This is a genomic window from Streptomyces sp. NPDC057474 (assembly GCF_042802555.1).
In the GTDB taxonomy this organism is placed as follows: Bacteria; Actinomycetota; Actinomycetes; order Streptomycetales; family Streptomycetaceae; genus Streptomyces.
This window is the reverse complement of sequence record NZ_JBHVDX010000138.1, coordinates 1-26,985: the sequence shown is the minus strand read 5'-3', so window position 1 is coordinate 26,985 and position 26,985 is coordinate 1. Positions and strand designations below refer to the sequence as shown.

At 72.1% G+C, this 26,985-nt stretch carries 23 protein-coding genes and 4 pseudogenes; 18 read left to right on the top strand and 9 right to left on the bottom strand.

What is annotated here, in order from left to right; translation table 11 throughout:
• Nucleotides 1–41 precede the first annotated feature (41 nt).
• Nucleotides 42–1,865: a thiamine pyrophosphate-requiring protein gene (locus tag ACFU53_RS30875; protein WP_383999545.1), complete on the bottom strand. Its 1,824-nt coding sequence runs from the start codon at nucleotides 1,863–1,865 to the stop codon at nucleotides 42–44.
• A gap of 232 nt (nucleotides 1,866–2,097) precedes the next feature.
• On the opposite strand from ACFU53_RS30875, the gene ACFU53_RS30870 reads away from it, so the two are divergent.
• Nucleotides 2,098–2,886 (top strand): RNA polymerase sigma factor SigF, encoded by a 789-nt coding sequence (locus tag ACFU53_RS30870; RefSeq protein WP_383999542.1) that lies wholly within the window; start codon nucleotides 2,098–2,100, stop codon nucleotides 2,884–2,886.
• Nucleotides 2,887–2,980: 94 nt separating this feature from the next.
• On the opposite strand, the gene ACFU53_RS30865 is transcribed toward ACFU53_RS30870, so the two are convergent.
• A complete protein-coding gene (locus ACFU53_RS30865) occupies nucleotides 2,981–4,087 on the bottom strand; it encodes a PAS domain-containing protein (RefSeq protein ID WP_383999540.1) in 1,107 nt (368 codons plus the stop codon).
• Between the two features lie 110 nt (nucleotides 4,088–4,197).
• On the opposite strand from ACFU53_RS30865, the gene ACFU53_RS30860 reads away from it, so the two are divergent.
• The 3 genes from ACFU53_RS30860 (at nucleotide 4,198) to ACFU53_RS30850 (ending at nucleotide 7,687) form a co-directional block, all read left to right on the top strand.
• Complete coding sequence (locus tag ACFU53_RS30860; protein ID WP_383999537.1) at nucleotides 4,198–4,914, top strand: ANTAR domain-containing response regulator; 717 nt, start codon at nucleotides 4,198–4,200, stop codon at nucleotides 4,912–4,914.
• A gap of 559 nt (nucleotides 4,915–5,473) precedes the next feature.
• The gene (locus ACFU53_RS30855; RefSeq protein WP_383999534.1) at nucleotides 5,474–6,157 is read left to right on the top strand and encodes a PT domain-containing protein; all 684 of its coding nucleotides are present in this window, start codon (nucleotides 5,474–5,476) and stop codon (nucleotides 6,155–6,157) included.
• Between the two features lie 312 nt (nucleotides 6,158–6,469).
• On the top strand, nucleotides 6,470–7,687 hold the full coding sequence (locus ACFU53_RS30850; protein ID WP_383999531.1) for an aminotransferase class I/II-fold pyridoxal phosphate-dependent enzyme: 1,218 nt from the start codon (nucleotides 6,470–6,472) through the stop codon (nucleotides 7,685–7,687).
• A 201-nt stretch (nucleotides 7,688–7,888) separates the two neighbouring features.
• On the opposite strand, the gene ACFU53_RS30845 is transcribed toward ACFU53_RS30850, so the two are convergent.
• From ACFU53_RS30845 to ACFU53_RS30835, 3 genes are all read right to left on the bottom strand, one after another.
• Nucleotides 7,889–10,021 carry a zinc ribbon domain-containing protein gene (locus ACFU53_RS30845; protein WP_383999528.1) on the bottom strand — a complete coding sequence of 711 codons (2,133 nt, stop codon included), beginning with the start codon at nucleotides 10,019–10,021 and terminating at the stop codon, nucleotides 7,889–7,891.
• A 4-nt stretch (nucleotides 10,022–10,025) separates the two neighbouring features.
• The gene (locus ACFU53_RS30840; RefSeq protein WP_383999525.1) at nucleotides 10,026–10,673 is read right to left on the bottom strand and encodes an IS607 family transposase; all 648 of its coding nucleotides are present in this window, start codon (nucleotides 10,671–10,673) and stop codon (nucleotides 10,026–10,028) included.
• An 82-nt stretch (nucleotides 10,674–10,755) separates the two neighbouring features.
• On the bottom strand, nucleotides 10,756–10,956 hold the full coding sequence (locus ACFU53_RS30835) for a hypothetical protein (RefSeq protein WP_383999522.1): 201 nt from the start codon (nucleotides 10,954–10,956) through the stop codon (nucleotides 10,756–10,758).
• Here ACFU53_RS30835 and ACFU53_RS30830 point away from each other — a divergent pair.
• A pseudogene (locus ACFU53_RS30830) lies at nucleotides 10,955–11,957 on the top strand (MBL fold metallo-hydrolase); the annotation flags it as partial. The gene ACFU53_RS30835 and the pseudogene ACFU53_RS30830 sit on opposite strands and share 2 nt — an antisense overlap.
• Before the next feature lie 110 nt (nucleotides 11,958–12,067).
• Here the strand turns inward: ACFU53_RS30830 and ACFU53_RS30825 are convergent.
• Nucleotides 12,068–12,682, bottom strand: coding sequence for a DedA family protein (locus tag ACFU53_RS30825; RefSeq protein WP_383999519.1), 615 nt, complete (start codon nucleotides 12,680–12,682; stop codon nucleotides 12,068–12,070).
• A 43-nt stretch (nucleotides 12,683–12,725) separates the two neighbouring features.
• Nucleotides 12,726–13,499, bottom strand: a complete 774-nt coding sequence (locus ACFU53_RS30820) for an MBL fold metallo-hydrolase (protein ID WP_383999516.1) — start codon at nucleotides 13,497–13,499, stop codon at nucleotides 12,726–12,728.
• Between the two features lie 163 nt (nucleotides 13,500–13,662).
• Between ACFU53_RS30820 and ACFU53_RS30815 the strand changes: the two genes are divergently transcribed.
• From ACFU53_RS30815 to dnaK, 6 genes and pseudogenes are all read left to right on the top strand, one after another.
• Nucleotides 13,663–14,151 (top strand): hypothetical protein, encoded by a 489-nt coding sequence (locus ACFU53_RS30815; RefSeq protein WP_383999513.1) that lies wholly within the window; start codon nucleotides 13,663–13,665, stop codon nucleotides 14,149–14,151.
• A gap of 267 nt (nucleotides 14,152–14,418) precedes the next feature.
• Nucleotides 14,419–16,548: a phage holin family protein gene (locus ACFU53_RS30810; RefSeq protein ID WP_383999510.1), complete on the top strand. Its 2,130-nt coding sequence runs from the start codon at nucleotides 14,419–14,421 to the stop codon at nucleotides 16,546–16,548.
• A gap of 108 nt (nucleotides 16,549–16,656) precedes the next feature.
• Nucleotides 16,657–16,822, top strand: a pseudogene (locus tag ACFU53_RS30805) (MoxR family ATPase); the annotation flags it as partial.
• Nucleotides 16,822–17,055 (top strand): annotated as a pseudogene (locus ACFU53_RS30800) (hypothetical protein); the annotation flags it as partial. The pseudogenes ACFU53_RS30805 and ACFU53_RS30800, both read left to right, overlap by 1 nt.
• Before the next feature lie 125 nt (nucleotides 17,056–17,180).
• Nucleotides 17,181–17,606 (top strand): OsmC family protein, encoded by a 426-nt coding sequence (locus ACFU53_RS30795; RefSeq protein ID WP_012999567.1) that lies wholly within the window; start codon nucleotides 17,181–17,183, stop codon nucleotides 17,604–17,606.
• Nucleotides 17,607–17,802: 196 nt separating this feature from the next.
• Nucleotides 17,803–19,665 (top strand): molecular chaperone DnaK, encoded by a 1,863-nt coding sequence (gene dnaK / locus ACFU53_RS30790; protein WP_383999507.1) that lies wholly within the window; start codon nucleotides 17,803–17,805, stop codon nucleotides 19,663–19,665.
• Nucleotides 19,666–19,701: 36 nt separating this feature from the next.
• Here the strand turns inward: dnaK and ACFU53_RS30785 are convergent, their stop codons facing one another.
• The gene (locus ACFU53_RS30785; protein ID WP_383999505.1) at nucleotides 19,702–20,565 is read right to left on the bottom strand and encodes a helix-turn-helix domain-containing protein; all 864 of its coding nucleotides are present in this window, start codon (nucleotides 20,563–20,565) and stop codon (nucleotides 19,702–19,704) included.
• 353 nt (nucleotides 20,566–20,918) lie between these two features.
• Between ACFU53_RS30785 and ACFU53_RS30780 the strand changes: the two genes are divergently transcribed.
• The gene (locus ACFU53_RS30780) at nucleotides 20,919–21,335 is read left to right on the top strand and encodes a hypothetical protein (protein WP_383999502.1); all 417 of its coding nucleotides are present in this window, start codon (nucleotides 20,919–20,921) and stop codon (nucleotides 21,333–21,335) included.
• Nucleotides 21,336–21,353: 18 nt separating this feature from the next.
• On the opposite strand, the gene ACFU53_RS30775 is transcribed toward ACFU53_RS30780, so the two are convergent.
• On the bottom strand, nucleotides 21,354–22,199 hold the full coding sequence (locus ACFU53_RS30775; protein WP_383999499.1) for a helix-turn-helix domain-containing protein: 846 nt from the start codon (nucleotides 22,197–22,199) through the stop codon (nucleotides 21,354–21,356).
• Between the two features lie 36 nt (nucleotides 22,200–22,235).
• Between ACFU53_RS30775 and ACFU53_RS30770 the strand changes: the two genes are divergently transcribed.
• The 6 genes and pseudogenes from ACFU53_RS30770 (at nucleotide 22,236) to ACFU53_RS30745 (ending at nucleotide 26,974) form a co-directional block, all read left to right on the top strand.
• Complete coding sequence (locus tag ACFU53_RS30770; RefSeq protein ID WP_383999496.1) at nucleotides 22,236–23,303, top strand: ADP-ribosylglycohydrolase family protein; 1,068 nt, start codon at nucleotides 22,236–22,238, stop codon at nucleotides 23,301–23,303.
• A 257-nt stretch (nucleotides 23,304–23,560) separates the two neighbouring features.
• Nucleotides 23,561–23,866 carry a 4a-hydroxytetrahydrobiopterin dehydratase gene (locus tag ACFU53_RS30765; protein WP_383999493.1) on the top strand — a complete coding sequence of 102 codons (306 nt, stop codon included), beginning with the start codon at nucleotides 23,561–23,563 and terminating at the stop codon, nucleotides 23,864–23,866.
• 5 nt (nucleotides 23,867–23,871) lie between these two features.
• The gene (locus ACFU53_RS30760) at nucleotides 23,872–24,612 is read left to right on the top strand and encodes a class I SAM-dependent methyltransferase (RefSeq protein WP_383999490.1); all 741 of its coding nucleotides are present in this window, start codon (nucleotides 23,872–23,874) and stop codon (nucleotides 24,610–24,612) included.
• A gap of 80 nt (nucleotides 24,613–24,692) precedes the next feature.
• Nucleotides 24,693–24,794 (top strand): annotated as a pseudogene (locus tag ACFU53_RS30755) (transcriptional regulator); the annotation flags it as partial.
• Nucleotides 24,795–24,910: 116 nt separating this feature from the next.
• A complete protein-coding gene (locus ACFU53_RS30750) occupies nucleotides 24,911–25,069 on the top strand; it encodes a hypothetical protein (protein WP_383999487.1) in 159 nt (52 codons plus the stop codon).
• Nucleotides 25,070–25,108: 39 nt separating this feature from the next.
• Nucleotides 25,109–26,974 carry a rhamnogalacturonan lyase gene (locus ACFU53_RS30745; RefSeq protein ID WP_383999484.1) on the top strand — a complete coding sequence of 622 codons (1,866 nt, stop codon included), beginning with the start codon at nucleotides 25,109–25,111 and terminating at the stop codon, nucleotides 26,972–26,974.
• Nucleotides 26,975–26,985 lie beyond the last annotated feature (11 nt).

Sequence of the window (26,985 nt, the reverse complement as noted above, 5' to 3'; positions counted from 1 at the left end):
GTGTCCAGGGACACCGGGCGTCGGCTCGCTGTCGCCTCCGCCTACTTCCCGCCCTTGCCCTTCTCCCGCTTGCCCTTCTCCCGGTTGCCCGGCAGGAACTCCTGCACCTTCGCCTTGAAGCCCTGCTTGACCATGGACGCCCGGTCGGCGTCGCCCTTGAGGACCGAGGCGGCCGTGGCCTCCATCTGTTCCCAGGTGGCGTGCGGCGGGATCGGCGGCACGGCCGGATCGGTGAGAAACTCGACGACCGCCGGACCGTCGGCGGCCAGGGCCGCGCGCCAGCCCGCCTCCACGTCCTCGGGCTTCTCCACCCGGATGCCGGTCAGCCCCAGGGAGCGGGCGAAGGCCGCGTACTGGACGTCCGGCAGCTCCTGCGAGGGCAGGAAGGACGGCTCGCCGCCCATCGCCCGCAGCTCCCATGTCACCTGGTTCAGGTCGTGGTTGTTCCAGACGGCCACCACCAGCCGCGGATCCTCCCAGCGGTCCTTGTACTTGGCCGCCGTGATCAGCTCCGCCATGCCGTTCATCTGCATCGCGCCGTCCCCGACCAGGGCGATCGCCGGCCGGTCCGGGTGCGCGAACTTCGCGCCGATCGCGTACGGCACCCCGCAGCCCATCGTCGCCAGCGTGCCCGACAGGGACCCTCGCATGCCGTCCCGCATGGTGATGTGCCGGGCGTACCAGTTCGCCGCCGAACCGGAGTCGGAGGAGATGATCGCGTTGTCCGGCAGCAGCGGATCGAGGGCGTGGGCCACGAGCTCCGGGTTGATCGGGTCGGCCGACAGCTCCGCCCGGCGCGCCGTCACCTCGCGCCAGCGCGCCACGCCCGCGCACACCTCGTCGAACCAGTCGCGGCCCCGTTCCGGGTCGATCAGCGGGATCAGCCGCTCGAGCGTGGCCTTCGCGTCCCCGATGAGGTTCACCTCGTACGGGTAGCGCATCCCGACCATGTGCGGGTCGATGTCGATCTGCACGGCCCGCGCCTTGCCGAACTCCGGCAGGAACTGCGAGTACGGGAAGGACGAGCCGATGGTCAGCAGCGTGTCGCAGTCGCGCATCAGCTCGTACGAGGGGCGGGTGCCCAGCAGGCCGATCGAGCCGGTGACGTACGGCAGTTCGTCGCTCAGCGCGTCCTTGCCGAGGAGCGCCTTGGCGACGCCCGCGCCCAGCAGCTCGGCGATCCGCGCCACCTCGGCGCGGGCCCCGGCGGCGCCCTGCCCGATGAGGATCGCGACCTTGTCCCCGGCGTTCAGGATCTCGGCGGCCCGCTCGACGGACTCCGTCGAGGGCACCGTTGTCCAGGCGCTGCCGCCCAGGCTGGAGGGGACCATCTTGAACTCGTGGGTCGGCGCCGAGTACTCCAGCTCCTGCACATCACCGGGGATGATGACGGCCGTCGGCGCCCGGCGGGCGTACGCGGTGCGGATCGCCCGGTCGAGGACGTTCGGCAGCTGCTCGGGCACGGTCACCGTCTCGACGAAGTCCGAGGCCACGTCCTTGAACAGGGTGTGCAGGTCGACCTCCTGCTGGTAGGAGCCGCCCATCGCGCTGCGGTGCGTCTGGCCGACGATCGCGAGCACCGGCACATGGTCCAGCTTGGCGTCGTACAGGCCGTTGAGCAGGTGGATCGCGCCGGGGCCCGAGGTCGCCGCGCACACTCCGAGCCGACCGGAGAACTTCGCGTAGCCGACCGCCTGGAACGCGGACATCTCCTCGTGCCGCGACTGGATGAACCGTGGCTGGTCCTCGGCGCGTCCCCAGGCCGCGAGCAGACCGTTGATGCCGTCGCCCGGGTAGCCGAATACCTGTTCGACTCCCCATTCGCGCAGCCTCCGCAAGATGTGATCGGCGACCGTGGTGCTCATACTGGACCTCCCGGGGTGTGATCTCCCGAGCGAGTCACCCACGGGGGAGAGGGAAAACCCCGAATGTGTTTGCCGTGCATGATCCGGGGCAGGCGCATAACAGTGCTTCGGACAGGAGGCACGTCCGTGGAAGAGGCGACCTTCCATCACGGGTGTGTCTGATCCTGTACACGTCCGCGCCCCCACGGTGACCGTCCATCCCAGAGCACCATCCAGGGAGTTGCGACGCACTATGCGTACTCAGGCGAAGCACCACCCGCACGACGACGCCCCCGACACCGCGGAGGCCTTCCGCAAGCTGGCCGCGCTTCCCCCCGGTCAGCAGCGCGACACTCTGCGTGACCAGATCATCGAAGCGTGGCTCCCCATGGCCGAACGGCTCGCGGGACGGTTCCGGAGCCGCGGGGAGAGCTACGAGGACCTCCGTCAGGTGGCGTCGCTCGGCCTGGTCAAGGCCGTCGACCGCTACGACCCCGAGCTCGGAAACGCCTTCGAGAGCTATGCGGTACCCACCGTCACCGGTGAGATCAAGCGGCACTTCCGGGATCACATGTGGACCCTGCACGTGCCGCGCCGGGTCCAGGACCTGCGCAACCGCGTGCGGTTCGCCAGTCAGGACCTGTCCCAGACGATTTCCGGGCGGCGGCCCACCGTCGCGGAGATCGCGGCACACGCGAGCATGAGCGAGGAGGACGTCCTGGTCGGGCTCGAAGCCCTGGAGAGCTTCACGGCGCTGTCGCTGGACGCGGAGCTGCCGGGGAGCGAGGACGGGTACTCGCTGAGCGACGCGCTGGGATCCGCCGATCCCGCGCTGGACACGGTGGTGGACAGGGAAGCCGTGAAGCCTCGGCTGGCCGCGTTGCCGGAGCGGGAGCGGGCGATTCTGTACATGCGGTTCTTCGGGGACATGACGCAGAGCCGGATCGCGGAGCAACTGGGGATCTCTCAGATGCATGTGTCGCGGCTGATCAGTCGGTGCTGTGACCGGTTGCGTGATCAGGTGATGCGGGATGTCGCCTAGCGCCGTCGGGTGCGGGGATCGAGTCGTGCCGTGGGTTCGTCGTGGCTGGTCGCGCCCACGCGGCGGAGCCGCACATGGACACGGCCCCGCGCCCCTAGGCAGGGCTTCGCATGGCCAGCGCTATATGGCGGGACATGGTGTCCATCGCCTGGGCCTCTGCCATGGAGAAGGCCAGGCGGGCTCCTGAGCGGAAGAGGGTCAGGACGCCCCCGACGGGGCCGCCCAGGGGTGCCAGGGGCACGGTCAGCAGGGACGTCACGTTCGCTCTTACGAGGACCGGGGCGCCGGAGTTGTCGTGGCCGAAGGCGCCGGGGTCGGCGGGGCGGATCTGGAGGGCGGGGGAGCCGCCTCGGGCGGCCGTGACCACGAGGGGGCAGGTTGCGGGGTCCTGGGCCTCCAGGAGCTTCGCCTCCTCCTCGGAGGGACCCAGGACCGTCGTACGCGTGAGGCCGGGGGTCGCCGTGTCGGCGACCACCCAGTCGGCGAAGCGGCCGTGCAGGACGTGGGCCGCCCGGTCGAGGGCCGCGCCGGCGGGGGCGGTGAGCAAAGCCGTGGTCATGGCGTCCACGAGATCCATCAGGGCCGCGTGTCGGGTGGTCTCGGTGAGGTTGGGCAGCGGGCGGAGGGGCTCGACGGTGGGCATCCGGTGCCCCGCGGGCTGCAGGGCGACGAGGACGGTGTTGCGCGGCTCGCTGCCGGGGCGCAGCGCGGTGAGCGTGGCGCGTACCGGAATCGAGGGGCGCTGCTGGAGGTGGACGTTGAGGCTGCGGTCGCCCTCGCCGCGGGCCACGGCCGCCGCCTGGGAGCGGAACGCGCCCCGGTCGGCGTGGGCGAGGAACCCACTGAGCGGACGGCCCGTCGCATAGCCGGACCGTACGCCGGTGAAGGCGGTCGCGGCCCGGTTGAGGCGTCGCACCACCGCCTCGCGGTCCAGCAACAGCACGGGCAGCGGCAGGCTTTGGAAGACGGCCTTCAGCAACTGGTGTTCCTGCGCTGCGGACGGGGCACCACCGACCGGCCCCGACGTGGTGAGCCGCTCGTACCAGGGCCACAACTGGTCGGCCACATGGTCGAGTTCGAAGATCGCCGCGTCCAGGACCGTCGGCAGATCACCGGTCGGCACCGAGCGGGCCGCCTTGAGCTCAGCGACACGGCGTACGAAGTCCGCGAGTTCCTCACCGAATTCGTCCGTCTGCGTCATGCGACGAACGTAACGCCTGGGAGGTGTCGAGGGGGCGGCGGGATCGAAAGCGGAAGATTCGTTTTCCGCGCAGGTGAGCGGGAAGGCGACCGGAAGAGGAGGCGTGCATCATGCCGGAAAGCGAACACCTCGGCCGTGTGGGCCGGGAGTCAGCGGAATCCGCACATCCGGGCAGGAGGCTCTCCGAACTCGTCGAACAGGCCGCCCGTTGCACCAGCGACTGCTGCGGCGCCAGCGGCATGGTCTCCGACTGCGGCACCGAGCGGCCCGCCGCGGTCACCCACCCCGACCTCGCCGGACTCGTCGCGGTCCAGCTGCGCTCGGGCGACGGGCCGATCCCGGCCGCGCTGGAGCGCGGTGAGCCCGTCGACTCCGCCGATCTGCTGCGGGAGGAACGCTGGCCGGCGTACCGGGCCGTGGCCCTCGACGCGGGCGTGCGTTCCAGCGTCACGCTCCCCTTCAGGCGCGCCGGCCTCACCGTGACCCTCAGCCTCTACAGCTTCCGCCCCCACGTCCTGGAGGACGCCCCGCACGGCCCCGCCCGCGCCCTCGGCGACCTCGCCGCGACCTGCATCGTCCGCGATCGTTCCTACCGGGCCGCCCTCACCGAACTCGACCAACTCGGGGCCGCCCTGCGCTCCCGCCCCGTCGTCGACCAGGCCTGCGGCATGGTCATGCACGTCCTCGGCTGCGACGCCGACACCGCGTTCACCGTCCTCCGCCGCATCTCCCAGGGCACCAACCGCAAGCTGTCGGACGTCGCGTCGGCGGTGGTGGAGAAGAGGGGCAGGGGCTTGGAGAAGGAATTGGTCTCCCTTTCCAGCTGAGACCGCTGGTTGTTTTCAGGGGCGCGGGGCTGTCTCTGTCTGCGGCTCCGCCGCGCGGGCGCGACCAGCCACGACGGACCGGCACCCGGCCACGGATCCGGCACCCGGCCACGGATCCGGCACCCGGCCACGGACCGGCACCCGGCAACGGATCCGGCACTCGGCAACGGATCTGGCAACCCGGCAACGGACCCGGCACCGGCACCGGCACCGGCACCGGCACCGGCACCCGGCAACGGATCCGGCACCCGGCAACGGATCTGGCAACCCGGCAACGGACCCGGCACCCGGCAACGGACCCGGCACTCGGCAAGGATCTGGCAACCCGGCAACGGACCCGGCACCCGGCAACGGACCCGGCACCCCGATGGCGCCCATCGGCCGACTCCGGCGAAGTGCAACGACACAACCCAGCCAAGGGCAAGGTCACCCACTCGGCGGCCCCGCGTCCCGCGAATGGTGCCCGGCGGCGCGCGCCCCGCCGGGCTCGGCGCTCTGATGGACGCGGGGCACGGCGGTCGTGCCCCGCCCGCCGGAGCCGGCCGAAGGAGCCCCGCCCATGCGCCGCAGAGCCCGTGTCCTGTCCGCCACCGCCCTGATCGGTGCCGTCCTGGGCGCCGGCGCCCCGCCCGCGTACGCGGAACCGGCGGCCGAGGTGAACCCGCACTCCGTCGAACCGGGCGGCACGCTCACGTTCTCCGTCTCCTGCGATCCGACCGGTGGTGCCGCCCCCGAGACCATCGACGCCAGCTCACAGGCCTTCGAACAGGGCACCGTCAAGCTGCAGCGCCTCCCCGGCAACGACGACTCCGCGGGCGGCCCCTCCTACCAGGGCACCGCCAAGATCGCGCCCGCCGCGGACTTCGAGACCGGCGCCGACGCGGTGAACTCCTTCACCGAGTGGGGCGTCGACGGCCTGTGCCCGGCGGCCCCCGGCGGCGAGGGCAAACTGTGGAGCGCCGCCTTCGACGTCGCCCTCGGCGGCGACCAGCACGGCCCCACACACCAGCCGACACACCACCCCACACACCAGCCGACGCATCAACCGACCCACCAGCCCACACACCGGCCCACCCACCACGCCACCCACCCCACCGCTCCGGTTCAGCGCGGCGTCCACGCGGGCGGCGGCGGTAGCTTCACCGACTCCGTCCCGGCCATGGTCGCCGGCGGCCTCCTCATCGCGGCAGCGCTCGGCGCGGCCGTCCACCGACTGCGCCGCCGGGACCGGTGGACGTCGTGACGGGTCGGCCCCGCTGTCGGCCGGGCCCTCAGTCGGCCGAACCCGCGAACAGCCGCACACCCTGGTCAGCCGGACCCTCGGCGGGCCGGAGTCGCGAACGGCCCGCCGGACACGTCGCCGCTGTGACCGGCGCAACCCGCCCGGGTGCCCTTGGGGCGCGTGAGCGCGGGTACTGACAGGCCGAGGGGGCGTACGACGCCTTCCGTGGCACAACGGCGCACACTCGCGGCACGACGGAGCACCATCGACATCCCGGAGCGATTCCGGAGCGCGAAGCGCCGAACAACGCACCACGACTGCGCGGAGGCACACATGCGGGGGACGGATCCGGAAGGGCACGGTCCAGTCCGCTACGGCCCGCCCCTTCCCGCCCAGGGACTGCCCGTGCTGCCCGAACTGGCCTCCGTGCTCTCCGCCGCCGCGGGCCATCCCCACGCCGTACCGCCCGGTGGCGATCCCGTCCTCCTGGACGCCGCCTGCGGCTACTGGGACCGGCGCGGACTGCCCACCGAACGGGGCAGGGCCGTCGCCGCCCCCGGCGCCCCCGCCCTGCTCCTCGCGCTGACCGCCGCGATCGGCGGCGATGTCCTGCTCCCACGGCCGTGTGCCGCGTGGTGGGAGCCGCAGGCACGGGCGTTGGGCAGATCCGTCTTCCATGTGGCCACGCCCGCGGAGTGCGGGGGCGTGCCGGACCCGTACGCACTGCTGGAGACCGTGCGCCGGATCCGGGCCGAAGGCGGTGACCCCCGGCTGCTCGTGCTGTGCGTCGCCGACGACCCGACCGCCACCGTGGCCCCGCCCGAACTGGTGCACGAAACCATGGAGGCGGCCATGGGGGAGGGGCTGCACCTGGTCAGCGACGAGACCTGGCGCGACACCGTGCACGATCCGCACGACACCGTCCTGCTCAGCCCCGCCGAGATGCTGCCCGACCGGGTCACCGTGGTCACCGACCTCGCCGGGCCCTTCCTGCCGCCGGGCTGGCCGGCCGCCGTCGCCCGGTTCCCGGCCGACAAGGAAGGCGCGGGCCTGCGCGACCGGGTCCTCGACGTGCTCACCGCGCTGGGCGCCCGGGTCGCCACGCCGGTCGCCGCGGCCGCCGCGTACGCCCTCGACGAGCCCGCCCCCGTCACCGAACGGCTCGCCGCCGCCGTACGTCTGCACGCGCGGGTCGCCGCCGCCGCGCACCGGGCCGTGGTGGCCGCCGGGGCGCTCGCCCTGCCGCCGCGCGCCGGACGGCACCTGTATGCCGACCTCGCCCCGCTGCGCTCGTCCCTCGCCGCGCACGGCGTCGGTGACGCCCAGGAGGCGGAGGATTTCCTCAGCGCCCGGCTCGGGATGCCCGCGCCCGGCGGCCACCGGTTCGGGGACGACCTCGGGGAGTTGCGCGTGCGGCTGTCCACCGATCGATTCCTCGGCTCCACCGACGCGGAGCGCGCGCAGGTCCTCGACGCGCCGGACCCCCTGGAACTACCGCATGTGGAACGCGCGTTGACATTTTTCGGAGCGGCTTTCGAGAATCTTCGATGACGAGGGCGCTCCGGGCCGAGAACTCGGCCGGCCTTCGGGGGCCCTCAGCGACGACGACCCTTGGAGGGCGGATTCCAGGGCCCTTCAGCGACCTTCAGCGACCTTCAGCGACCTCCAGCGATCTTCAGCGACCTTCCGTGACCTTCCGCGATCTTCTGCGACGACGATCCTTCGTGACGAGGCTCAGTGACGGGAGCGTCTCTAGAACTCTGTGTGTGCCTGTGGTTTCCAGGCTTTTCGGGCGCGGCGTGGCCGTCTGCGGTTGCCGCCGGGTGGTCCGAACCTCGGGGTGAGGGGGTGGACTTCGGTGGTGTGCAGGTGGTGGAAGCCGGTCCGCTGGGCGGCGCGGGTGCGCCGTCGACAGGTTCTGCGTGAGAGCCGCACCCGGCCGGAGGGGAGAGGGTCTTGCCCGGTTCGGTGGGGTGCGGGTACTCCATGACCTGGCACCGGCCCGGAGGTGGCGGCTGGTGTCTGGGTGTCATGCCCCGCCGGACGCTGGACCACCCCGGTGGGGGTGGTGGCGGGGACCGTACGCGCATCGGGCGTACGGCGGGAAGTCTGGTGGCCCGGGGCCTGTTCGGCGGCTGGCCGAGTACGTCGGGCATGAGGGCCGGCGGGCCTGGTGGGGGTGGGGTGCCTCTTGCCCTTGGTGGTCTTCGGCCCGGCGGGGCGGGGCGGGGCCGTCTCGGTGTGGCGTTGGCGGCGCAGGCGGCGGGTGGTCTTCTTCGGGCGGCGCACCAGGGCGACGGTGGCGTCGATGGTGGTGCGGATGGTCCGGGTGCCGGTGGTGCGTTCGGTGGTGGTGTGGGTCTGGGCGAGGAGGCCGCGGGAGACGATCCGGCGGGCGGCGGCGTGGTCGCGGTCCATGGACAGGCCGCAGCCGGTGCAGTGGGCCCACTTCCAGCCGCGTTCGGACAGCCGGTCGGGGGCGGGATGGTGGGTGAGGGTGTTCAGGCAGCCGGGGCAGAGTTTGGAGGTGCCCCGGGCCGGGACGGTGACGACCGCGATCCCCGCCTTCGCTGCCAGGTGCCGGATCGTCTCGGCGAGGGTGCCGCGGACCTGCCCGGACAGGCGGGCGTTGCCCTTGCGGTGGCCGCGGGCTTCCAGGGTGGCGAGGTCTTCGAGGTAGATGACGGACGCGCCGAGTGCTACGGCCTGGTCAACAGCCCAGCGGGCCGCCGCCCGGGCCAGCGCGGCGTTCAGGTGCCTGATCCGCGCGCACACCCGCGCGTGCTCGGCCTCCAGCACCCGTACCCGGTCGAGGTGTCCGGCCCAGGCCCGGTGCGGGGAGCCGAGCCCCTCGGCCAGGGCTCGGTAGTGGTCGCGTTTGGCGGCGAGGTGTTCGCGGTGGCCGCGCAGCCGGTGCAGGGCGGCGCTGATGGTGGTGGCGTCGAAGACCAGGGGCCGCCCGTCGGTGACCACCCGCCTGGCCTGGCCGGGGCCGGTCAGGCGGCCGAGCGTGCCGGTGAGCAGCGTGTTGACGCCCCAGTCGAAGCCGAGCGCCACGGTGTGCCCGCTCGCTTTGGTGGCCGTCACGGGCCGGGAGTGGGGCAGGTCGACGGCGATCCTCCCCGCCGGGGTGGGGCGCAGGGTCGGAGTGTGCAGCACCGCATCCGGCGCGATCGTGCCGGGCAGCCGGATGTCGATCACGTGCCAGGCCCAGTCCCGCCCCGTGGCGGGGGCGGCGTGCAGGGGGAGCTTGACCCGCAGCCGGGCGGTGGCCGCATCCACCCGATGAAGGGTGACCTGCTGGCGGTCCATCGCAGCAAGGAGCACCTGGGGGGCGACCTGCGGCGGCCCCTCCAGTACACACAACCCGGCGGGCAGGCGCCCGTGCCCGGTCGCGTAGGCGCGGATCTGGCGGGTGCGGTTGCGGATTTCGGCGCCGCTCACCCCGGCGGGCAGCAGCTTGCGCAGTGCGGTCCACTCCGCCTCGGTGCGCCGCCAAGGATCGGCGGGCCAGGTGGCCAGCACCGCTGCCACGATGCTGCGGCGGTGCAGGGCCAGGCGCAGGGTGCGCGCCGCGTACTCCTCCACGCCCCGGCGCACCCGGTCCGAGACATACACCCCCGCCGGGGACGGCACGTCCTGCGGCCAGTTCAGGCGGCGCATGGCCATCCAGCCCTTGGACGGCAGTGCCTCACCCTGCCCGTCCACCCCAGCGGCCAGCACGTCCAGGGACTCCTCATCCCACCGCGCGGCCACCAGAGCACCCGTCAGCTCGCGGCTCAACTCCGCCAGAAACCCCACCCGTTCCAGCAGGACCCGCTGACCGACCCGCTCACCCGTAGCCTCCAGCACCCCCGAGAACGCCGTGCACGTCGCCGTCGCCATCAACCTAGCCACGCACTTCACCCGCAACCCCGGCTCCGGGGGCAGGATGCTGCACGCGGCCCCCGGCTTCGGCCAGAAGCCTCCGGCGCGCCTCACGCGAGCGCATCCCGTACATACGGCCGGCGAAGGTGGCCACCAGCGACATGAAATCGTCCAGCAACTCCTCCCTCCCCCCGGCCGCTCCCTTGGCATGCAACACCTCGACCGTGACGCGGTGGTGAGCCAGCACCTGGATCAGCCAGCCCGCACCGAAGCGGGCCAGCCGGTCGCCGTGCGTGACCCGCACATGGGTGAACTCCCCCTTCGCGGCCCGCTTCAGCAACCGGTCAAGCCCCGGCCGTGACTCCCGCAGCCCCGAAGCACGGTCCTTGAAGACCGCGACCACCACCCCCGAAGCCGATGCGCGCAGCTCGGCTTCCTGCGCGGCCAGCGACGACTCCTGCCCGCTGCTGCCCGAAACCCGCACATACAACGCCTCACGCCGCCCGCCCGCATCCGGACAGCCGGTCAGAGCATCCAACGCCTCGCTGGAGAAGCGCCGTTCACGCCCCACCCACACCACCGGAACCCTGCCCTCGTTCGCCCACAGCCGCAGCGTGCCCGGATGCACACCCACCCGCCGCGCAGCCACCGCCAACCGAAGAAGCTCCATGCCGAGGAACCTACGACCCCGACCGCACCCACCATCCCCATACCGGCATGAACACCACACCATCGCTGGAAGCTGGGCGGAATCACCCGCAGATCCACACCGACTCTGCTACACAGCATCCATATGGATCCCTAAGCAAAACCCGCCACAGTTGGAGACCCTCCTCGATGACGCGGCAGTCCGAGTCGACCACCTCAGCCACCAGGTCAGCCACCAGGTCAGCCACCACGTCGGCCACCACCTCCACGACGACCACTGAGGACACCGACGATCCGGCGTCCATGTCACCCTTCGCCCATCCGCTCGCACCCCCGCCGCTCGCTGAGCCCCGCCCGCTCGACGAGCGGCGCCGCCGGCCCCGGTCCTTCGCCCCTTCGCCGACCTGCTGACCACACCCCTCCCCGGCCTGAAGGCCATCGCCCGGTTCCCGCGAGGGCTCGGTCCGGCCGGGAGCCGACGGGCTCGCCGACATCCCGCGACTGCCGTACGAGCCCGGCCCGTTGCCCCGGGTGGACACGCGCACCGTCGCCGTCTCCTGGGCGGGGCACGCGAGTTGGGTGGTGCGGATCGGCGGGCTCACCGTCCTCACCGACCCCGTCTGGTCCCGCCGGATCCTCGGCACCCCGGCCCGGATCACCCCCGTCGGCCTCGGCCGGGACGAGCTGCCCCGCGTGGACGCGGTCGTCATCAGCCACAACCACTACGACCACCTCGACGCCCCCACCCTGGCGAGACTCCCGCGCGACACCCCGGTACTCGTGCCCGCCGGACTCGGCCGCTGGTTCCGGCGGCGCCGGTTCAGCCGGGTCACCGAGCTGGACTGGTGGGAGGCGGCCGAACTCGACGGTGTCCGCTTCGACTTCGTACCGGCCCACCACTGGTCCAAGCGCACTGTCACCGACACATGCCGCTCGCTGTGGGGCGGCTGGGCCCTCACGGCACCCGACGGCAAGCGCCTCTACTTCGCCGGCGACACCGGCTACGGCCACTGGTTCCCCCTCATCGGCCGCCGCTACCCCGGCATCGACCTCGCCCTCCTGCCGATCGGCGCCTACGACCCCCGCTGGTGGCTCAGCGACGTCCACTGCGACCCGGAGGAAGCGGTCCGCGCCTTCCGGGACCTGGGCGCCCACCGCATGGCCCCCATGCACTGGGCCACGTTCGTCCTGTCGGCGGAACCGGTCCTGGAACCGCTCACGCGCGTACGCACGGCATGGAAGGCGGCGGGCCTGCCCCGAGAGAACCTGTGGGACCTGCCGGGTGGGCGGATCCCGAGTGCTGGACTGGGCGGCGGGGCGCACCCGCGCTCGTCCCCCACGCGCCCGCAGCCCGCAGCCCGCAGCCCGCAGCCCGCAGCCCGCAACGCGCAACAAGCCCCGAGCTCGCACCGGTTCTCAGCGGACCACCCGGCGCCACACACTCGGCACCACGCTGAGCAGCAGCGTCAGCCCGACCGCCGCCAGCACCCCTTCCCACGGCTCCTTGAACAGCGAGCCCCCCAGGATGCCGATCAGCTGATACGTCACGGCCCACGCGAGGCACGCCGGCAGATTCCCCCGCGCGAACCGCCGCAACGGCATCTCCGCCAGCAGACAGGCCAGCATCACCGGGATACGCCCGGCCGGCATCAGCCGGGACAGCACCAGCACGGTCACCCCGTGGTCGTCCAGCTTCGCCTGCGCCTGCGCCAGCCGGTCCTCCGGCGCCCGGCGGCGGATCGCCTCCAGCCAGCGCGAACCGTTCTTGGAGCCCATCCCGCGCCGCCCCAGCCAGTACAGCGCGATGTCCCCGAGGAACGCGGCGACCGACGCCACCACGAAAACCAGCAGCAGTGCGAACGGCGCCGCCTGATGGAACGCCACCACGGCCGCCGAACTGACCAGCGCCCCGGTCGGCACCACCGGCACCAGCGCCCCGACCAGCACCAGCAGGAACAGCGTCGGATAGCCGATCGCCTGTTGTGTGGACGCGTACGGCAATGGCGTGCTCACGGAGGCCAGGACGATCACCGGGCCTCCTCCGTGACCCCTGCGAACTCTGTCGGCCGGCGTCTCATCGCGCCACCCCCGGTCGTACGCTTTCCCCGTGTCCCAGCCGGTGCACGGCCACTTCGGGGGCACATGCGGCGGCGAGGCGTACGAACTCCTCGCCGGGGGCGTGGAATTCATGGGGGCGCACGGCGTCCATGCCGATCGGCCAGTACGTGCCGTAGTGCACCGGCACCGCGCTCCGGGGCGCGAGCAGCGCAAGCGCCTCCGCCGCGCGCCCCGCGTCCAGATGGCCCTCGCCGAGGTACGGCCCCCAGCCGCCGACCGGCAACAGCGCCACGTCGACCGGACCGACCTCCTTGGCCATCGACTCGAACAGCCCGGTGTCCCCGGCGAAGTACGTCCGGGCGTCGCCCTCGATGACGAAGCCGAGCGCCGGTGAACGATGCGGTCCGACCGGCAGCCGCCGTCCGTCGTGCCGGGCGGGCACGGCACGAACGACCAGGTCACCGACCCTGAGCTCGTCCCCGGCCGCCACCTCGGAGACCTGGAGATGCGCCAGCCTGCGCAGCCCCGGCACCTGGCGCGACGCGCCCTCCGGCACCACCAGCCGCGTACCCGGGGCGAGCCGGGCCAGCGAGGGAACGTGCAGATGGTCGGCGTGCAGATGCGACACCAGCGCGACGTCCGCGACCGCCGCCTCCGCCGGGGGTGGCGCACCCCGGCGCCTTCGCAGATGCGCGAGCCGGCGCGCGAACAGGGGGTCGGTCAGCACCCTCGTACCCGAGTCCTCCACGGTGCAGGTCGCATGACCCCACCAGGTGATCTCCACCGGCACTCCGTTCGCCTCCTTCGCGCTACTCCCCCGAGCCTACGGGCTGGAGTAGGGTCTGCGGCCTGGGCCTGTCCGGCGGATCATGCCGTGGGCAGGCGTGCCGGGCCCCGCGTCCGCGGCTTGATCCGCCGGAGGGGCTCCGGGATCCGGAGGTGAGGGGGACACCATGGGCGACGAGGAAGACAGGAGCGGCGGCTCCGGCGTGACGTTCCAGGACGCGGCTCGTGGACGCGGCGGGGCGGCGGGGCGCGGGGCCGTGGTGCGGGTCGCGGCCATAGCGAGCCTGACGCCGTTGGAGGAGCTGGAGGCGGATCCCTTCCTGGTCGACTCCCGCAGCCAGCACGCCATGTGCGCACGCTGGGCCGCTGAGCGCGGCTATGTGGTGACGCGCGAGCTGCTCGTACGCGGTCTGCGCCCCGACCATTGCGCCCTGTGGGCCGATGTCGACGCCGGCCTCGTCGACCTCTTCGTCGCCCCCAGCCGCCGCGTCCTCGAACGTGCCCTCGCCTCCGTCGACGACTTCACCGCCGAGTGCGCCCGCCGCGGCATCCGCGTCGAGACCGTAGGCCACGCGGAACCCGCGTACGACGCTCAGATGAAGGCCCACGTCCACCGCCGCCTGTCCATGCCGACAGCGGGCTACGACGGCCGCTGAGCGGTGGGGGCCGCGCCTTCCAAACGCCGGATCACCAGGAAAGGTACGCGGGGAACTGCGCGACCAGCCACGACGGACCCGCAGCCCGCAACGGACAGCAAGCCCAGAGCTGTTCGCGGACCGTACCCCGTCCCTGCCCCCATGCCACCCCGGAACGCCACCCCGGCGCCCCCACCCCGTGTGACAGTCTGGGCCCACGAACAGGACGCGAGGTGGCCGAACGTGGGCGGAGGTCGTTGGCGAAGGGTACTGAGCGGGGTCTGGCGGATGCTGGCCGTGTGGGCGGTCTCCACGCTGACGATGCTGGTGCTCGCGGGCGCGCTGCCCGACTTCAGGCTGCAGTCCGAGACCGGCGAGAGCGGCACGCAGATCGCCGTCACCGCGGCCTTCGGCGCCGGGGCGTTCGGCCTGCTCTCCTCGCTCGTGTGGCCGCTGCTGGTGCGGGCGCTGTTGCTGGTACCGGCGCTCGTCCTCGGCCTGCTCGTCTTCTTCCTCAACGGCTCGCTGCTCGTCCTCGCCCTGCGGATCAGCCCCTCCGGCCAGGGTGAGGCCGCACCCGAGACCGCCGTGGTGGTCGCCGCGGTGATGTCCGCCGTCGCCTCCGCCACCGGCGGTGCCCTCGCCGTACGGGACGACGACGCGTACCGGCGCCGTCTGTACCGGCTGGCCGAGCGCCGCCGCAGGCACGCCGAGGGCCGTCCGGGACCCGCCGGACCCGGCACCCTCTTCCTCCAGCTCGACGGCGTCGGCCACGACGTGCTGGAGGCGGCGACGGAGAAGGGACTCATGCCGACCGTGGCCACTTGGCTCGGCCGGCCGTCGGCCGCAACCACCCACTCCCGGCCCACCCACCCCCGGCCCACCCACCGGCTCACCCCGTGGCGCACCGACTGGTCCAGCCAGACCGGCGCCAGCCAGCTCGGCATCCTGCACGGCACCAATCACGACGTGCCGGCCTTCCGCTGGTACGAGAAGGACAGCCGGGAGGTGATGGTCTGCAACCGGCCCTCCAGCGCCGCCGAACTCCAGCGCCGGGCCATCGACCGCACCGGCGACGGCGGCCTGCTCACCGTCGACGGCGCCAGCCGCGGCAACCTCTTCAGCGGCGGCGCCGAGCAACTCGCGCTCGTCCTGTCGATCGCGGCCCGCCGGGGGCGGCGGAACCGTTCCCGCGCCGGGTACTTCGCCTATTTCTCCGACCCGGCCAACGCCGTCCGCACCGCGATGTCCTTCGTCGCCGACGTCCTGCGGGAGATCGGTCAGTCCACGCGCGCACGGTTCGCCGAGCAGCGGCCCCGCGTCAAGCGCGGCGGCTTCTACCCGTTCATCCGCGCCTTCGCGACCGTCGTCGAGCGCGACGTCGTCGTCTCCGCGGTGATCGGGGACATGTTCGCGGGCCGCGCGGCGATCTACGCGGACCTGGTGGCGTACGACGAGGTCGCCCACCACTCCGGCCCGCACAGCCGGGACGCCGCGAAGGTCCTCGAACGCCTCGACCGTTCCCTCGCGTTGATCGCCCAGGTCGCCGAACACGCCCCGCGCGCCTACCGGATCGTCCTGCTCTCCGACCACGGCCAGAGCCCCGGCGAGACCTTCCTGGGCCGCTACGGCCTCACCCTCGGCAACCTGGTCCGCGCCGGCTGCGGCCTGCCCGTACCGCGCCGGGCCCAGCGCACCCACAGCGGCGCCGAGGCTCGGGCGGCGGTCCGGGCCGCGCTGCGCATCCCCGTCGAGGAGGGCGTCGAGGAGTACCGGCCGACGCGCCGCTCCGAGCCGGTCGTCCTCGCCTCCGGCAACCTGGGTCTCGTCTCCTTCCCGGACGTGCCGCACCGGATGAGCCGCGAGGAGATCGACGCCCGCCACCCGGCCCTGCTCTCCACCCTCGCCAACCACCCCGGCATCGGCTTCGTCCTCGTCCGCAGCGAGGAGCACGGCGGTGTCGTGCTCGGCGCGCACGGCGCGGAGGTCCCGATCGGTGAGCTGAGCGACGAACACCCGGGCCCGCTCGCCGACTTCGGACCCGGCGCCGCCGACGCCGTACGCCGCACCCACGGCTTCCCGCACACCGCCGACATCATGGTCAACTCCTGGTACGACCCCGCCGACGACGAAGTCCTCGCCTTCGAGGAACAGATCGGCTCCCACGGCGGCCTGGGCGGCTGCCAGTCCCGCCCCTTCCTCATGTCCCCCCTGGCCCTGTCCGAGCCGGTGGAGGAGGACGAGGACCTGGTCGGCGCGGAGCACATCCATCGAGTACTACGACGTTGGTTGCGCGAAGCGGACGGCCCCCAGGTGCCTCTGGCTGGGCAGGAGCGCCCTGAAGGGGCGCGGGGAACTGCGCGACCAGCCACGAAACAGCCCGCACCCGCCAAAGCACAGAACCCGGCAGACGCATAGGCACCCGACCCACAAAAGATCGGCTGCGGCACGCGCAGCGACCGGTCCACACTCTTCGTACCGGACGGCGCACATCCAGCGCGGCCTTCGTCCTCCCTGGTCAGGGACTTCTGCCTGCGGGAGGTGAACGCCCGCGACGAGCCGTACTGCCTGTTCCTGGACGAGCTGAACGCGGCCGCCCTGGATGGGCAGAAGGCCTTCTACTCGCTGATCCTGGACCGCCGTATCGGCAACCACGAGCTGCCGAAGGGGGCGATCGTCATCGGTGTCGGCGACACGTGCCGCAAGGAGAAGTGCGCTCTCGCGCCCCGTGACGGACTCGTCCGCGTCGACTGCGAGGGCATGGTGCACATGCACCACGACCGGCTCGCCGCACCCGACGCCTGGGCCTGGGCCACCGCCCACGCCGCCCTCCACCTCGGCTTCGGGCACGTCCCGGCGGCGCAGGGCGTGCGCGAACAGCCCGACCGGTTCGCCCTCGCCGCCCGCTGCGTCGCCGTTCGACAAGGCGCTCGTCTGCCGTTCACCGCGCGGGGGCCGGTGTTCAGGGTGAGATGAGCCTCGGACGCGCCGGAGTGTGATCGGATGGGGGGACGGAACCCGGCAACGGGACCCCATCGAAAGGACTCATCGTGGCAACCACGCGCACCGCACACACGGTCTGGGAAGGCGAGCTCCTCAAGGGCACCGGCACCGTCACCTTCGACTCCTCCGGCATCGGTTCGCAGCCGGTGTCGTGGCCGTCGCGCGCGGAGCAGGCGAACGGCAAGACCAGCCCCGAGGAACTGATCGCGGCCGCCCACTCCAGCTGCTTCTCCATGGCGCTCTCGCACGGCCTGACCGGCGCGGGCACCCCGCCCACCCGCCTGGAGACGAAGGCCGACGTGACCTTCCAGCCCGGCGAGGGCATCACCGGCATCCACCTCACCGTCCGCGGCGAGGTCCCCGGCCTGGACGCGGCCGGCTTCCAGGAGGCGGCCGAGGGCGCCAAGAAGAACTGCCCGGTCAGCCAGGCCCTGACCGGCACGACCATCACGCTGACGGCCGAGCTGGCCTGACCCGCGGACCCCGAAGGCCGGACGAGGCGCCCCCAGGGCCCTGGTCCGGCTTTCGCCGTGTTCCGGCTCCCGAACGGACCGGCGCACGCTCCGGAGCCGGCCGCGGACCGCCGTACGCCCCATTGACAAGAGCGCACTCAAGTTTTGTGCTGGAGGTAGGGAACACCTGGCGGAACCTTGCTGGAAGGGGACGGCGATGGGGCGTGCGGTCGGGATCGATCTCGGTACGACGAACTCGGTGGTGGCCGTACTGGAGGGCGGCGAACCCACCGTCGTCGCCAACGCGGAGGGGCAGCGGACCACACCGTCGGTGGTGGCGTTCGCCAAGAACGGCGAGGTCTTGGTCGGCGAGGTCGCCAAGCGGCAGGCCGTGACGAACGTGGAACGTACCGCGCGCTCCGTCAAACGCCATATGGGTGACGCCGGTTGGCGGTTTCCCGAGCAGGGTTCCGTGGACGGCACCCGCTACCGGGCCCAGGAACTGTCCGCGCGCGTTCTGCAGAAGCTGAAGCGGGACGCCGAGTCGTATCTCGGGGAGGACGTCACCGACGCCGTCATCACCGTGCCCGCGTACTTCGACGACGCCCAGCGGCAGGCGGCCAAGGAGGCCGGGGAGATCGCGGGCCTGAAGGTCCTGCGGATCATCAACGAGCCCACGGCCGCGGCCCTCGCGTACGGCCTGGACCGGGGCGAGGAGCAGACCGTCCTCGTCTTCGACCTCGGCGGCGGCACCTTCGACGTCTCCCTCCTGGAGATCGGCGACGGGGTCATCGAGGTGAAGGCCACCAACGGTGACACGCGCCTCGGGGGCGACGACTGGGACCAGCGGGTCGTCGAGTACCTCGTCAAACGCTTCCAGGGGCAGTACGGCATCAACCTCGGCAACGACAAGATGGCGCTGCAACGGCTGCGCGAGGGCGCCGAGAAGGCCAAGATCGAGCTGTCCAGCGCCTCCGAGACGTCCATCAACCTTCCGTACGTCACCGCCTCCGCCGAGGGCCCGCTCCACCTGGAGGAGAAACTGACGCGTGCTCAGTTCCAGGAGCTGACCGCCGACTTGCTCGACCGCTGCAGGACGCCCTTCCATCAGGCAGTCAAGGACGCGGGGGTGAAGCTCGCCGCGATCGACCACGTCATCCTCGTCGGCGGCTCGACCCGGATGCCCGCCGTCACCGATCTGGTGAAGGACCTCACCGGCAAGGACCCGCACAAGGGCGTGAACCCCGACGAGGTGGTGGCCGTGGGCGCCGCGCTCCAGGCGGGCGTCATCCGCGGCGACGTGAAGGACGTCCTGCTGCTCGACGTCACCCCGCTGTCCCTGGGCATCGAGACCAAGGGCGGCATCATGACGAAGCTCATCGAACGCAACACGACGATCCCGACCCGGCGTTCGGAGATCTTCACCACCGCCGTCGACAACCAGCCTTCGGTCGGCATCCAGGTCTACCAGGGCGAACGGGAGATCGCCGCGTACAACAAGAAGCTCGGCGTCTTCGACCTGACCGGCCTGCCTCCGGCGCCGCGCGGGGTGCCGCAGGTCGAGGTGGCCTTCGACATCGACGCGAACGGCATCATGCACGTGTCGGCGAAGGACCTGGCGACCGGTCGCGAACAGAAGATGACGGTGACCGGTGGTTCCGCCCTCCCCAAGGACGACATCGACCGCATGATGCGGGAGGCCGAGCAGTACGCCGACGACGACCGCCGGCGCCGCGAGGCCGCCGAGACCCGCAACCACGCCGAGCAACTCGTCTACCAGACGGAGAGGTTCCTCCGTGACAACGAGGAACGCGTCCCCGCCGACAGCCGCTCCGAGGTCGAGGCCGCCATCACCGACCTGAAACGCCTTCTGGAGACCCCCGAGGACACCGCCGCCCTTCGCGCCGCCACCGAACACCTGGCGACCGTCAGCCAACGCATGGGCCAGGCCATGTACGCGGCGGCGGCGGCCTCCGGCGGTTCGGCCGACGAGCCGAGCCCCGGTCCCACCGAGGAGGAGGGCGTGGTCGACGCGGAAATCGTGGACGACGAGAAGGGGCCGAAGGGCGGAGCGGTGTAGGCCGGGGTCGTACCGTGACCCGCGATCAGCCGGGGCTCAGTACTTCTCGCGGTAGCGCTTCAGGAGTTCTCGTGTCCGCTCCGCGGAAGCAGCGTGCGCGGCCATGTGGTCGAGCACTTCGAGGTGGAGGGCGACCTCGGTGCGGGAGTCGAGGTAGAGGGCGCCGGTGAGGTACTCGGTGTAGACCATGTCGGGGAGTTCCGGTTCGGCGAAGCGGAAGAGGGAGAAGGGGGCGTAGGTGCCCGGGTGGGGCCCGCTGGCGAACTCGCAGACCTGGAGGATCACGTGGTCCTTCTCGGTGATCTCCAGCAGCCGGTCGATCTGGTCGCGCATCACCTGGGAGCGGATGCTCACCGGACGTACGAGAACCGTCTCATCCATGATCACCCACAGATGCGGAGGCTTCTCCTGGGTGAGGAGCTTCTGCCGGGCCATCCGCAGCGACACATGGCGTTCGATCGTCTCGGGACCGGTCTGGCCGACGGTCCCGGCCTCCATCACGGCCCGCGCGTACTCCTCGGTCTGCAACATCCCCGGCACGAAGTGCGGCTCGTACTGCCGGATGAGATGCGCCGCGCCCTCGAGGCTGACGTACACGCTGAACCAGTCGGGCAGCACATCGTGGAACCGCTGCCACCACCCCGGCTTGTTCGCCTCCTCGGCCAGCGTCACGAACGCGGCGACGTCGTGCTCGGCGACGCCGTACGTCGTCAGCAGGACCTGGACGTACGGGATCTTGAGCGCGACGTCGGCGGTCTCCATGCGCCGCACGGTCGCCGGGGCGACCCGCAGGACGCGTGCCGCCTCCTCACGCCTGAGCCCGGAGGCCTCCCGTAGTTCCTGGAGTCGTCTTCCGAGCACCACCTGACCCACGGTGGGCGCGGCCCGCCGCTCACTCACGCCACGCCTCCCCACGCGCCGAGATACACGAACAGTCTGTCATGTTCCGGTGGACATCTCACAGGGTCGGCCGGAACGCGACGCCCCGGATTCCGGTTGCCCGGGCGGTTCGACGCGTCGATTCCGGCGGTCGGCCGCCATGACAACCGCACAGGGTACGGGGTGCCATGACCTCGGAGGTAATCGACCGCCGTACGCCCGGCGCGGCAAGGTGATGTCACCGGGTTCCGGGCCGGCGCACTCCGGTCCGGGATCCGGTCCCGGCGGTCCGCGCTCGACCGCCGACCTTCCGGCCGTCTTCCCGGTCCCCCTCCGGTTTTCCCGATTTCCCCCTCGACGGAGAGTGATTCGCCATGTCCACGACCCAGCTCGCCGTGCTCGCCCGGACCACGGACCCCCGGACCATGCTGCGCCGCTTCCTGGCCGTGGACGCCGTGGTGACCGGGGCGAACGGGCTCGCCTACCTCACCGCGGCCGGACCTCTCGGCCGGTTCCTCGGCGTCGACTCCGGACTGCTCGTCGCACTTGGCGTGTTTCTTGCGGTGTACGCGGCGGGCGTCGCCCTGCCGGCTACGCGGGAGCGTCCTCCGACGCTGCCCGTACGGGCCGTGATCGAGGCCAACCTCGCCTGGACGGTCCTCAGCCTCGTCGCCCTGGTGCTGTGGCTGACGCCGAGCACGGCGGGCGCGGTGTGGACACTGCTCCAAGCGCTGACCGTGGCCGGGTTCGCGGCGGTGCAGTACGTCGCCCTCCGCGCGACGGAGAACTGACCGTCCGCTGAAAACACGTCAGGACAGCAGCGCGTGAAGGTACTTGACCGTCGCCGGGTCGGCCGGGAGGAACGTCTCGATGGCCAGCTCGGCCACGGTCACGTCCATGGGGGTGTTGAACGTGGAGACCGAGGAGATGAAGGAGAGCACCCGGCCCTCGTGCTCGATCCGCATCGGCAGCGCGAAGTAGGCACTCGCCTCCGCCCCGGCTTCCTCGCCGGGCTTGTCGTCAGGCGTGCCCGGCGGCAGCGGGTACGCCGCCACCTCCTCGTACAGCGCGCGCAGCGGTTCCGAGCGGCGCAGCGCGATCTGGCGTTCCATCTGCTCCAGCAGGTGTCCGCGCCAGGCGCGCAGGTTCTGGATGCGTGGCGCCAGGCCCTCGGGGTGGAGGGTCAGCCGCATCGCGTTGAGCGGCGGCACGAGAAGCGACTCGGGAACGCCGTCCAGCAGCATGGAGATACCCCGGTTGGCGGCCATGACGTCGTACGTCGCGTTCATCACCAGCGCCGGATACGGCTCGTAGCCCTGGATCAGCCGTTCCACGCCCTCACGCAGGGCGTCCATCGACGGGTCGTCCAACGGGGTCTCCGGATAGCGCGGGGCGTAACCGGCCGCGAGGAGCAGTGCGTTGCGCTCCCGTACCGGTACGTCCAGGTGCTCGGCGAGCCGTAGCACCATTTCCTCGCTCGGGCGGGAGCGACCCGTCTCGACGAAGCTGACGTGCCGTGCCGAGGAACCGGCGCGCAACGCCAACTCCAGCTGACTGACCCGTCGTTGCTCCCGCCAGGCCCGAAGCAGCGGGCCCACGCCCTGGTCGGAAGGGGTGGTGGGACGGCCTGCGGAACCGGTCGGGACAATGGTCATGCGAAGAACGTAACCGAGGCGATCGAGGAGTGGCTCGTGTACAACCCGTGGAACCCGTCCTGGGAGGCGACGGCCGTCTACCGGTCGCGGGTGCGAGGGTGCCTGCTGGGCGGCGCGGTCGGGGACGCGCTCGGCTATCCGATCGAGTTCGCCTCGCTGCAGCACATCCGGTCCACGCACGGCGACCGCGGCGTGACCGGGCTCGTGCCGGACGGCGACGGGGTCGTGGGGCGGGTCAGCGACGACACCCAGATGACCCTCTTCACCGTCGAGGGACTCCACCAGGCCCACGAGCACGAGCGGCTCAAGGGCGCCGACGGTACCTGGTCCGACCTGGTCCGGGGCGCCTACGGCCGCTGGCTCGACACCCAGCGCAAGTCCGGCCCCGACCCGCGCGCCGTCTCCGGCCTCGCCGCCCAGCGGTGGCTGTACGCCCTCCGCGCCCCCGGCAACGCCTGCCTGTCCGGCCTCGCCCAGCCGTACCGCGCCGAACCGGCCGTCCCGCCGGGGCGGCCCGGGCCCATCAACCCCGACTCCAAGGGCTGCGGCACGGTCATGCGCTCGGCCCCCTTCGGGCTGGCCCGCGTCCCGGCCGAGACCGCGTTCGAGCGGGCCGTGCTGTCTGCCCGGATGACCCACGGCCACCCCACCGGCTACTACGCGGCCGGAGTCCTCGCCGCGATCGTGGCGTACCTGGTGGCCGACGAGTCCCTGGAGGGCGCCGTGCTCCGCTCGCTGCGGCTGCTCGCCCGCCACCCCGGCCACGAGGAGACCACCACGGCGCTGACCCGCGCTCTCGACCTGGCCGCCGAGGGCGCGCCCACCGCCGAGAAGGTCGAGTCCCTCGGCGCCGGCTGGATCGCCGAGGAGGCCCTCGCCATGGGCCTCTACTGCGCCCTCGCCACTCACAGCGTCACCGAGGCCTTGCTCCTCGCCGTCAACCACTCCGGCGACAGCGACTCCACCGGCTCCATCTGCGGCAACCTCCTCGGTGCCCTCTACGGCGACCACGGCCTGCCCCAGGAGTGGGTGGCGGCGACGGAGGGCCGCGCCGAGATCACCGTCCTGGCGGACGACTTCGCGGCGGAGTGCGTACGGATCTGAGCGCCGGTCGCGCACGCGCCTGATCGCCGGTCGCCGCCGAACGCGTACGGCTCCGACGCTCGCCCGTACCCGTACCCGTACCCGTACCCGTACCCGTACCCGTACCCGCACGCGTTCGACCCCGATCCTTGTTCGTGCGGCCGAATGCGTACGCCCGGGCCGTCGCCCGGCCGCCTGACCAGGGACCCGGCGGCCGGGCTGTGGCAGGCTGGGAGGGACCGCCCGTCACGGAGGGGACGTTTCGGAAGGAGTGGGCCATGCCCGTCGAACCCTTGTCGCAGAACGAGATCGAGGCCCGGCTGGCGGAGCTGCCCGGCTGGTCGCTGGACGGGGATCGGATCGCCCGCTCCTACCGGCTGGGCTCGCACTTCGCGGCGACCGCGCTGGTCGTGCACATCGCCCAGACGCAGGAGGAGCTGGGCCATCACTCCGACCTCACCCTTGGCTACGACACCGTCTCGCTGACCATCAGCACGCACAGCGCGGGCGACGCCGTCACCGAGAAGGACTTCGCGCTGGCCCGCAGGGTGGAGGCGCTCGCGCCCGGCCACGGAGCGAGCTGAGGCGGGTGCTGGACTACGACAAGGAGGCCGGCGACTACGACGCCCTGCGCGGCGGCGAGCCCCGGGCCGAGGCCGCCGCCCGGGCCGTACTGGGCCTCGTCCCCGAGGGCACCCGCCGGCTGCTCGACATCGCCTGCGGCACCGGGATCGTGACCCGGCGGTTCGCGGCCGAGCGGGACGGGATACGGGTCACGGGGGTCGACCTCACGTACGCGATGGCGAGCCGGGCCGCCGCCCGGCTGCCCGGCTCCGTCGTGATCGGTGACGGCCGCCGACTCCCGTTCCGCGACGGGGAGTTCGACGCCGTGACCAGCGTGTGGCTGCTGCATCTGCTGCGCGGCCCCGAAGACGTACGGGCCGTGGTCGGCGAGTGCGCCAGGGTGCTCCGCCCCGGCGGTGTCTATGTCACCACCGTCGACAAGGCGGCCTCCCACAACGTGGGCAGCGACATCGACGCCGTTCTGGCCCAGCGCCCCCGTGCCCCGGCCATGGACCCCGCGGCGGCCGTCGAGAAGTACGCCGACCAACACGGTCTGCGCGTCGCCGGACATGCCCGCTTCCCGGGCCGCGGCCAGGGCCGCAGCCCGCGCCGCACCGTCGCCGACCTGCGCCGCGGCTGGTTCGTCACCCTCCCGCCCGGCGATCCGCTGGCCGACGACTACGCGGTACGGCTGGCGGCCCTCCCCGACCAGGACCGGCCGCGCCCGGACCCGGAGTTCAGCCTGCGGGCGTTCCGCAAGACCTGAGAGCGATCGGCGCTCAGGACACCGCCGGCCGCCTGAACTCCATGATCCAGTTGGTCGGCCCGTTCGCCCCGTAGACCGATGTGGAGCGCCGCCTGGAGGCGTACGGCCTCGTCCTCAAGGCGGGCCGCCGGTACGTCGTCGCCGTCCCCGGACCGCGTACGTACCGCGTCGACCAGAGTCTCGAACTCGACGCCTCGGACGAGGAGTTCACGCGCCCGGACGGCTTCGACCTGGCTGCGTCTCCCGGGCGGTGCGGGTCGACAGGGGTACGGGGGACGACGGGTGGACCACGGTCGGAGTGCCCATCGAGTCGGTCGAGCACGCGCACGGTGAGTTTCTGCGGCTGGGCGCCGACATCGAGGTGCTGGAACAGGCCGAGCTGCGCGGAAGGATCGCCCGGACCGTGGCCGAACTGGCCGAAAGATACGGCAACGTGGCCGGGAACGGCGGCGACTGAGAGTGCGGAACCCGTCCGTCCTTTCTGGAGGTTCGTCACGTGCAGCACCCGCACAGGCACCACAGACGCCGAGCCCTGCGCTCGCTTGTGACGGCGGCCCTCGTCGCCGCCGGACTCACCACGTTCACCGGCACACCCGCCGAGGCCGCCACGGCCCGCCAGGTCGAGGCCCTCGACCGAGGCGTGGCCAGCGTCCACGTCGACAGCGGCAACCTGGTCAGCTGGCGCTGGCTGGGCACCGACCCGAACGACGTGTCGTTCAACGTCTACCGGGCCGGCGCGTTGGTCAACTCGGCCCCGATCACTGGCTCGACGAACTACTTCCACTCCGGCGCCCCCGCCCAGGCCGACTACACGGTCCGCGCGATCGTGAACGGCGTGGAACAGGGCGACTCGGTGCACGCGGTCCAACTCCGCACCGGCTACAAGGACGTGCCGATCAGCGCGCCCGCCGGCGGGACCACCCCGGACGGCGTCGCGTACACCTACGAGGCCAACGACGCCTCCGTGGGCGACCTGGACGGCGACGGCGCCCTGGAGTTCGTGCTGAAGTGGCAGCCGACCAACGCCAAGGACAACTCCCAGTCCGGTTACACCGGCAACACGATCATCGACGGCATCAAGCTCGACGGCACCCGCCTGTGGCGCATCGACCTGGGCCGCAACATCCGCTCGGGCGCGCACTACACGCAGTTCCAGGTGTACGACTACGACGGCGACGGCAAGGCCGAGATCGCCGCCAAGACGGCGGACGGCACGGTCGACGGAGCGGGGACGGTGATCGGCAGCTCCTCCGCCGACCACCGCAACTCCAGCGGCTACATCCTGTCCGGCCCCGAGTACCTGACCATGTTCAACGGCCAGACCGGCAGGGCGATGCAGACCGTGGACTACGTCCCGGCCCGCGGCACGGTCTCGGCGTGGGGCGACTCGTACGGCAACCGGGTCGACCGCTTCCTCGCGGGGACGGCCTACCTGGACGGTGCCAGGCCCTCGCTCATCATGGCGCGCGGCTACTACACCCGTACGGTGATAGCGGCCTGGGACTGGCGGGGCGGCTCCTTCACCCGCCGCTGGACCTTCGACACCAACTCCTCCACCAACAGCGGTCGTGGCTACGACGGACAGGGCTCGCACAGTCTCTCGGTCGGTGACGTCGACAACGACGGCAAGGACGAGATCGTGTACGGCGCGATGGCCGTGGACGACAACGGCAACGGCCTGTGGACCACGAGGGCGGGCCACGGCGACGCCCAGCACCTGGGCGACCTCGACGCGTCCACCTCCGGCCTGGAGTACTTCAAGGTCTCGGAGTCGACGTCCCAGCCCGCCGAGCTGTACATCAACCCCGCCAACGGCGCGGTCCGCTGGCAGCTCGCCGCCTGCTGCGACAACGGCCGGGGCGTCGCCGGGGACATCTACGCGGGCAACGACGGGCCCGAGATGTGGTCCGCCTCCGACTCCTCCATCCGCGACGAGGCGGGCGCGACGAAGGGCCGCGAGCCCTCCTCCGTCAACTTCCTCTCCTGGTGGGACGGCGACCCGGTCCGTGAACTCCTCGACGGCACCCGGATCGACAAGTACGGCACCTCCTCGGACACCAGACTGCTGACCGGCTCCGGGGTCTCCTCCAACAACGGCACCAAGGCCACTCCCGCCCTCTCCGGCGACATCCTCGGCGACTGGCGCGAAGAGGTCGTCTGGCGCACCAGCGGCAACACGGCCCTGCGGATCCACTCGACCCCGATCGAGACGAGCACGAAGATCACGACCCTGCTGCACGACACGATGTACCGCACGGGTCTGGCCTGGCAGAACACCGCCTACAACCAGCCCCCGCACACCAGTTTCTTCATCGGCGCCGGCATGCCGACGGCGCCCCGGCCGACGGTGTACACGCCGTAGGGGCCGGTCCG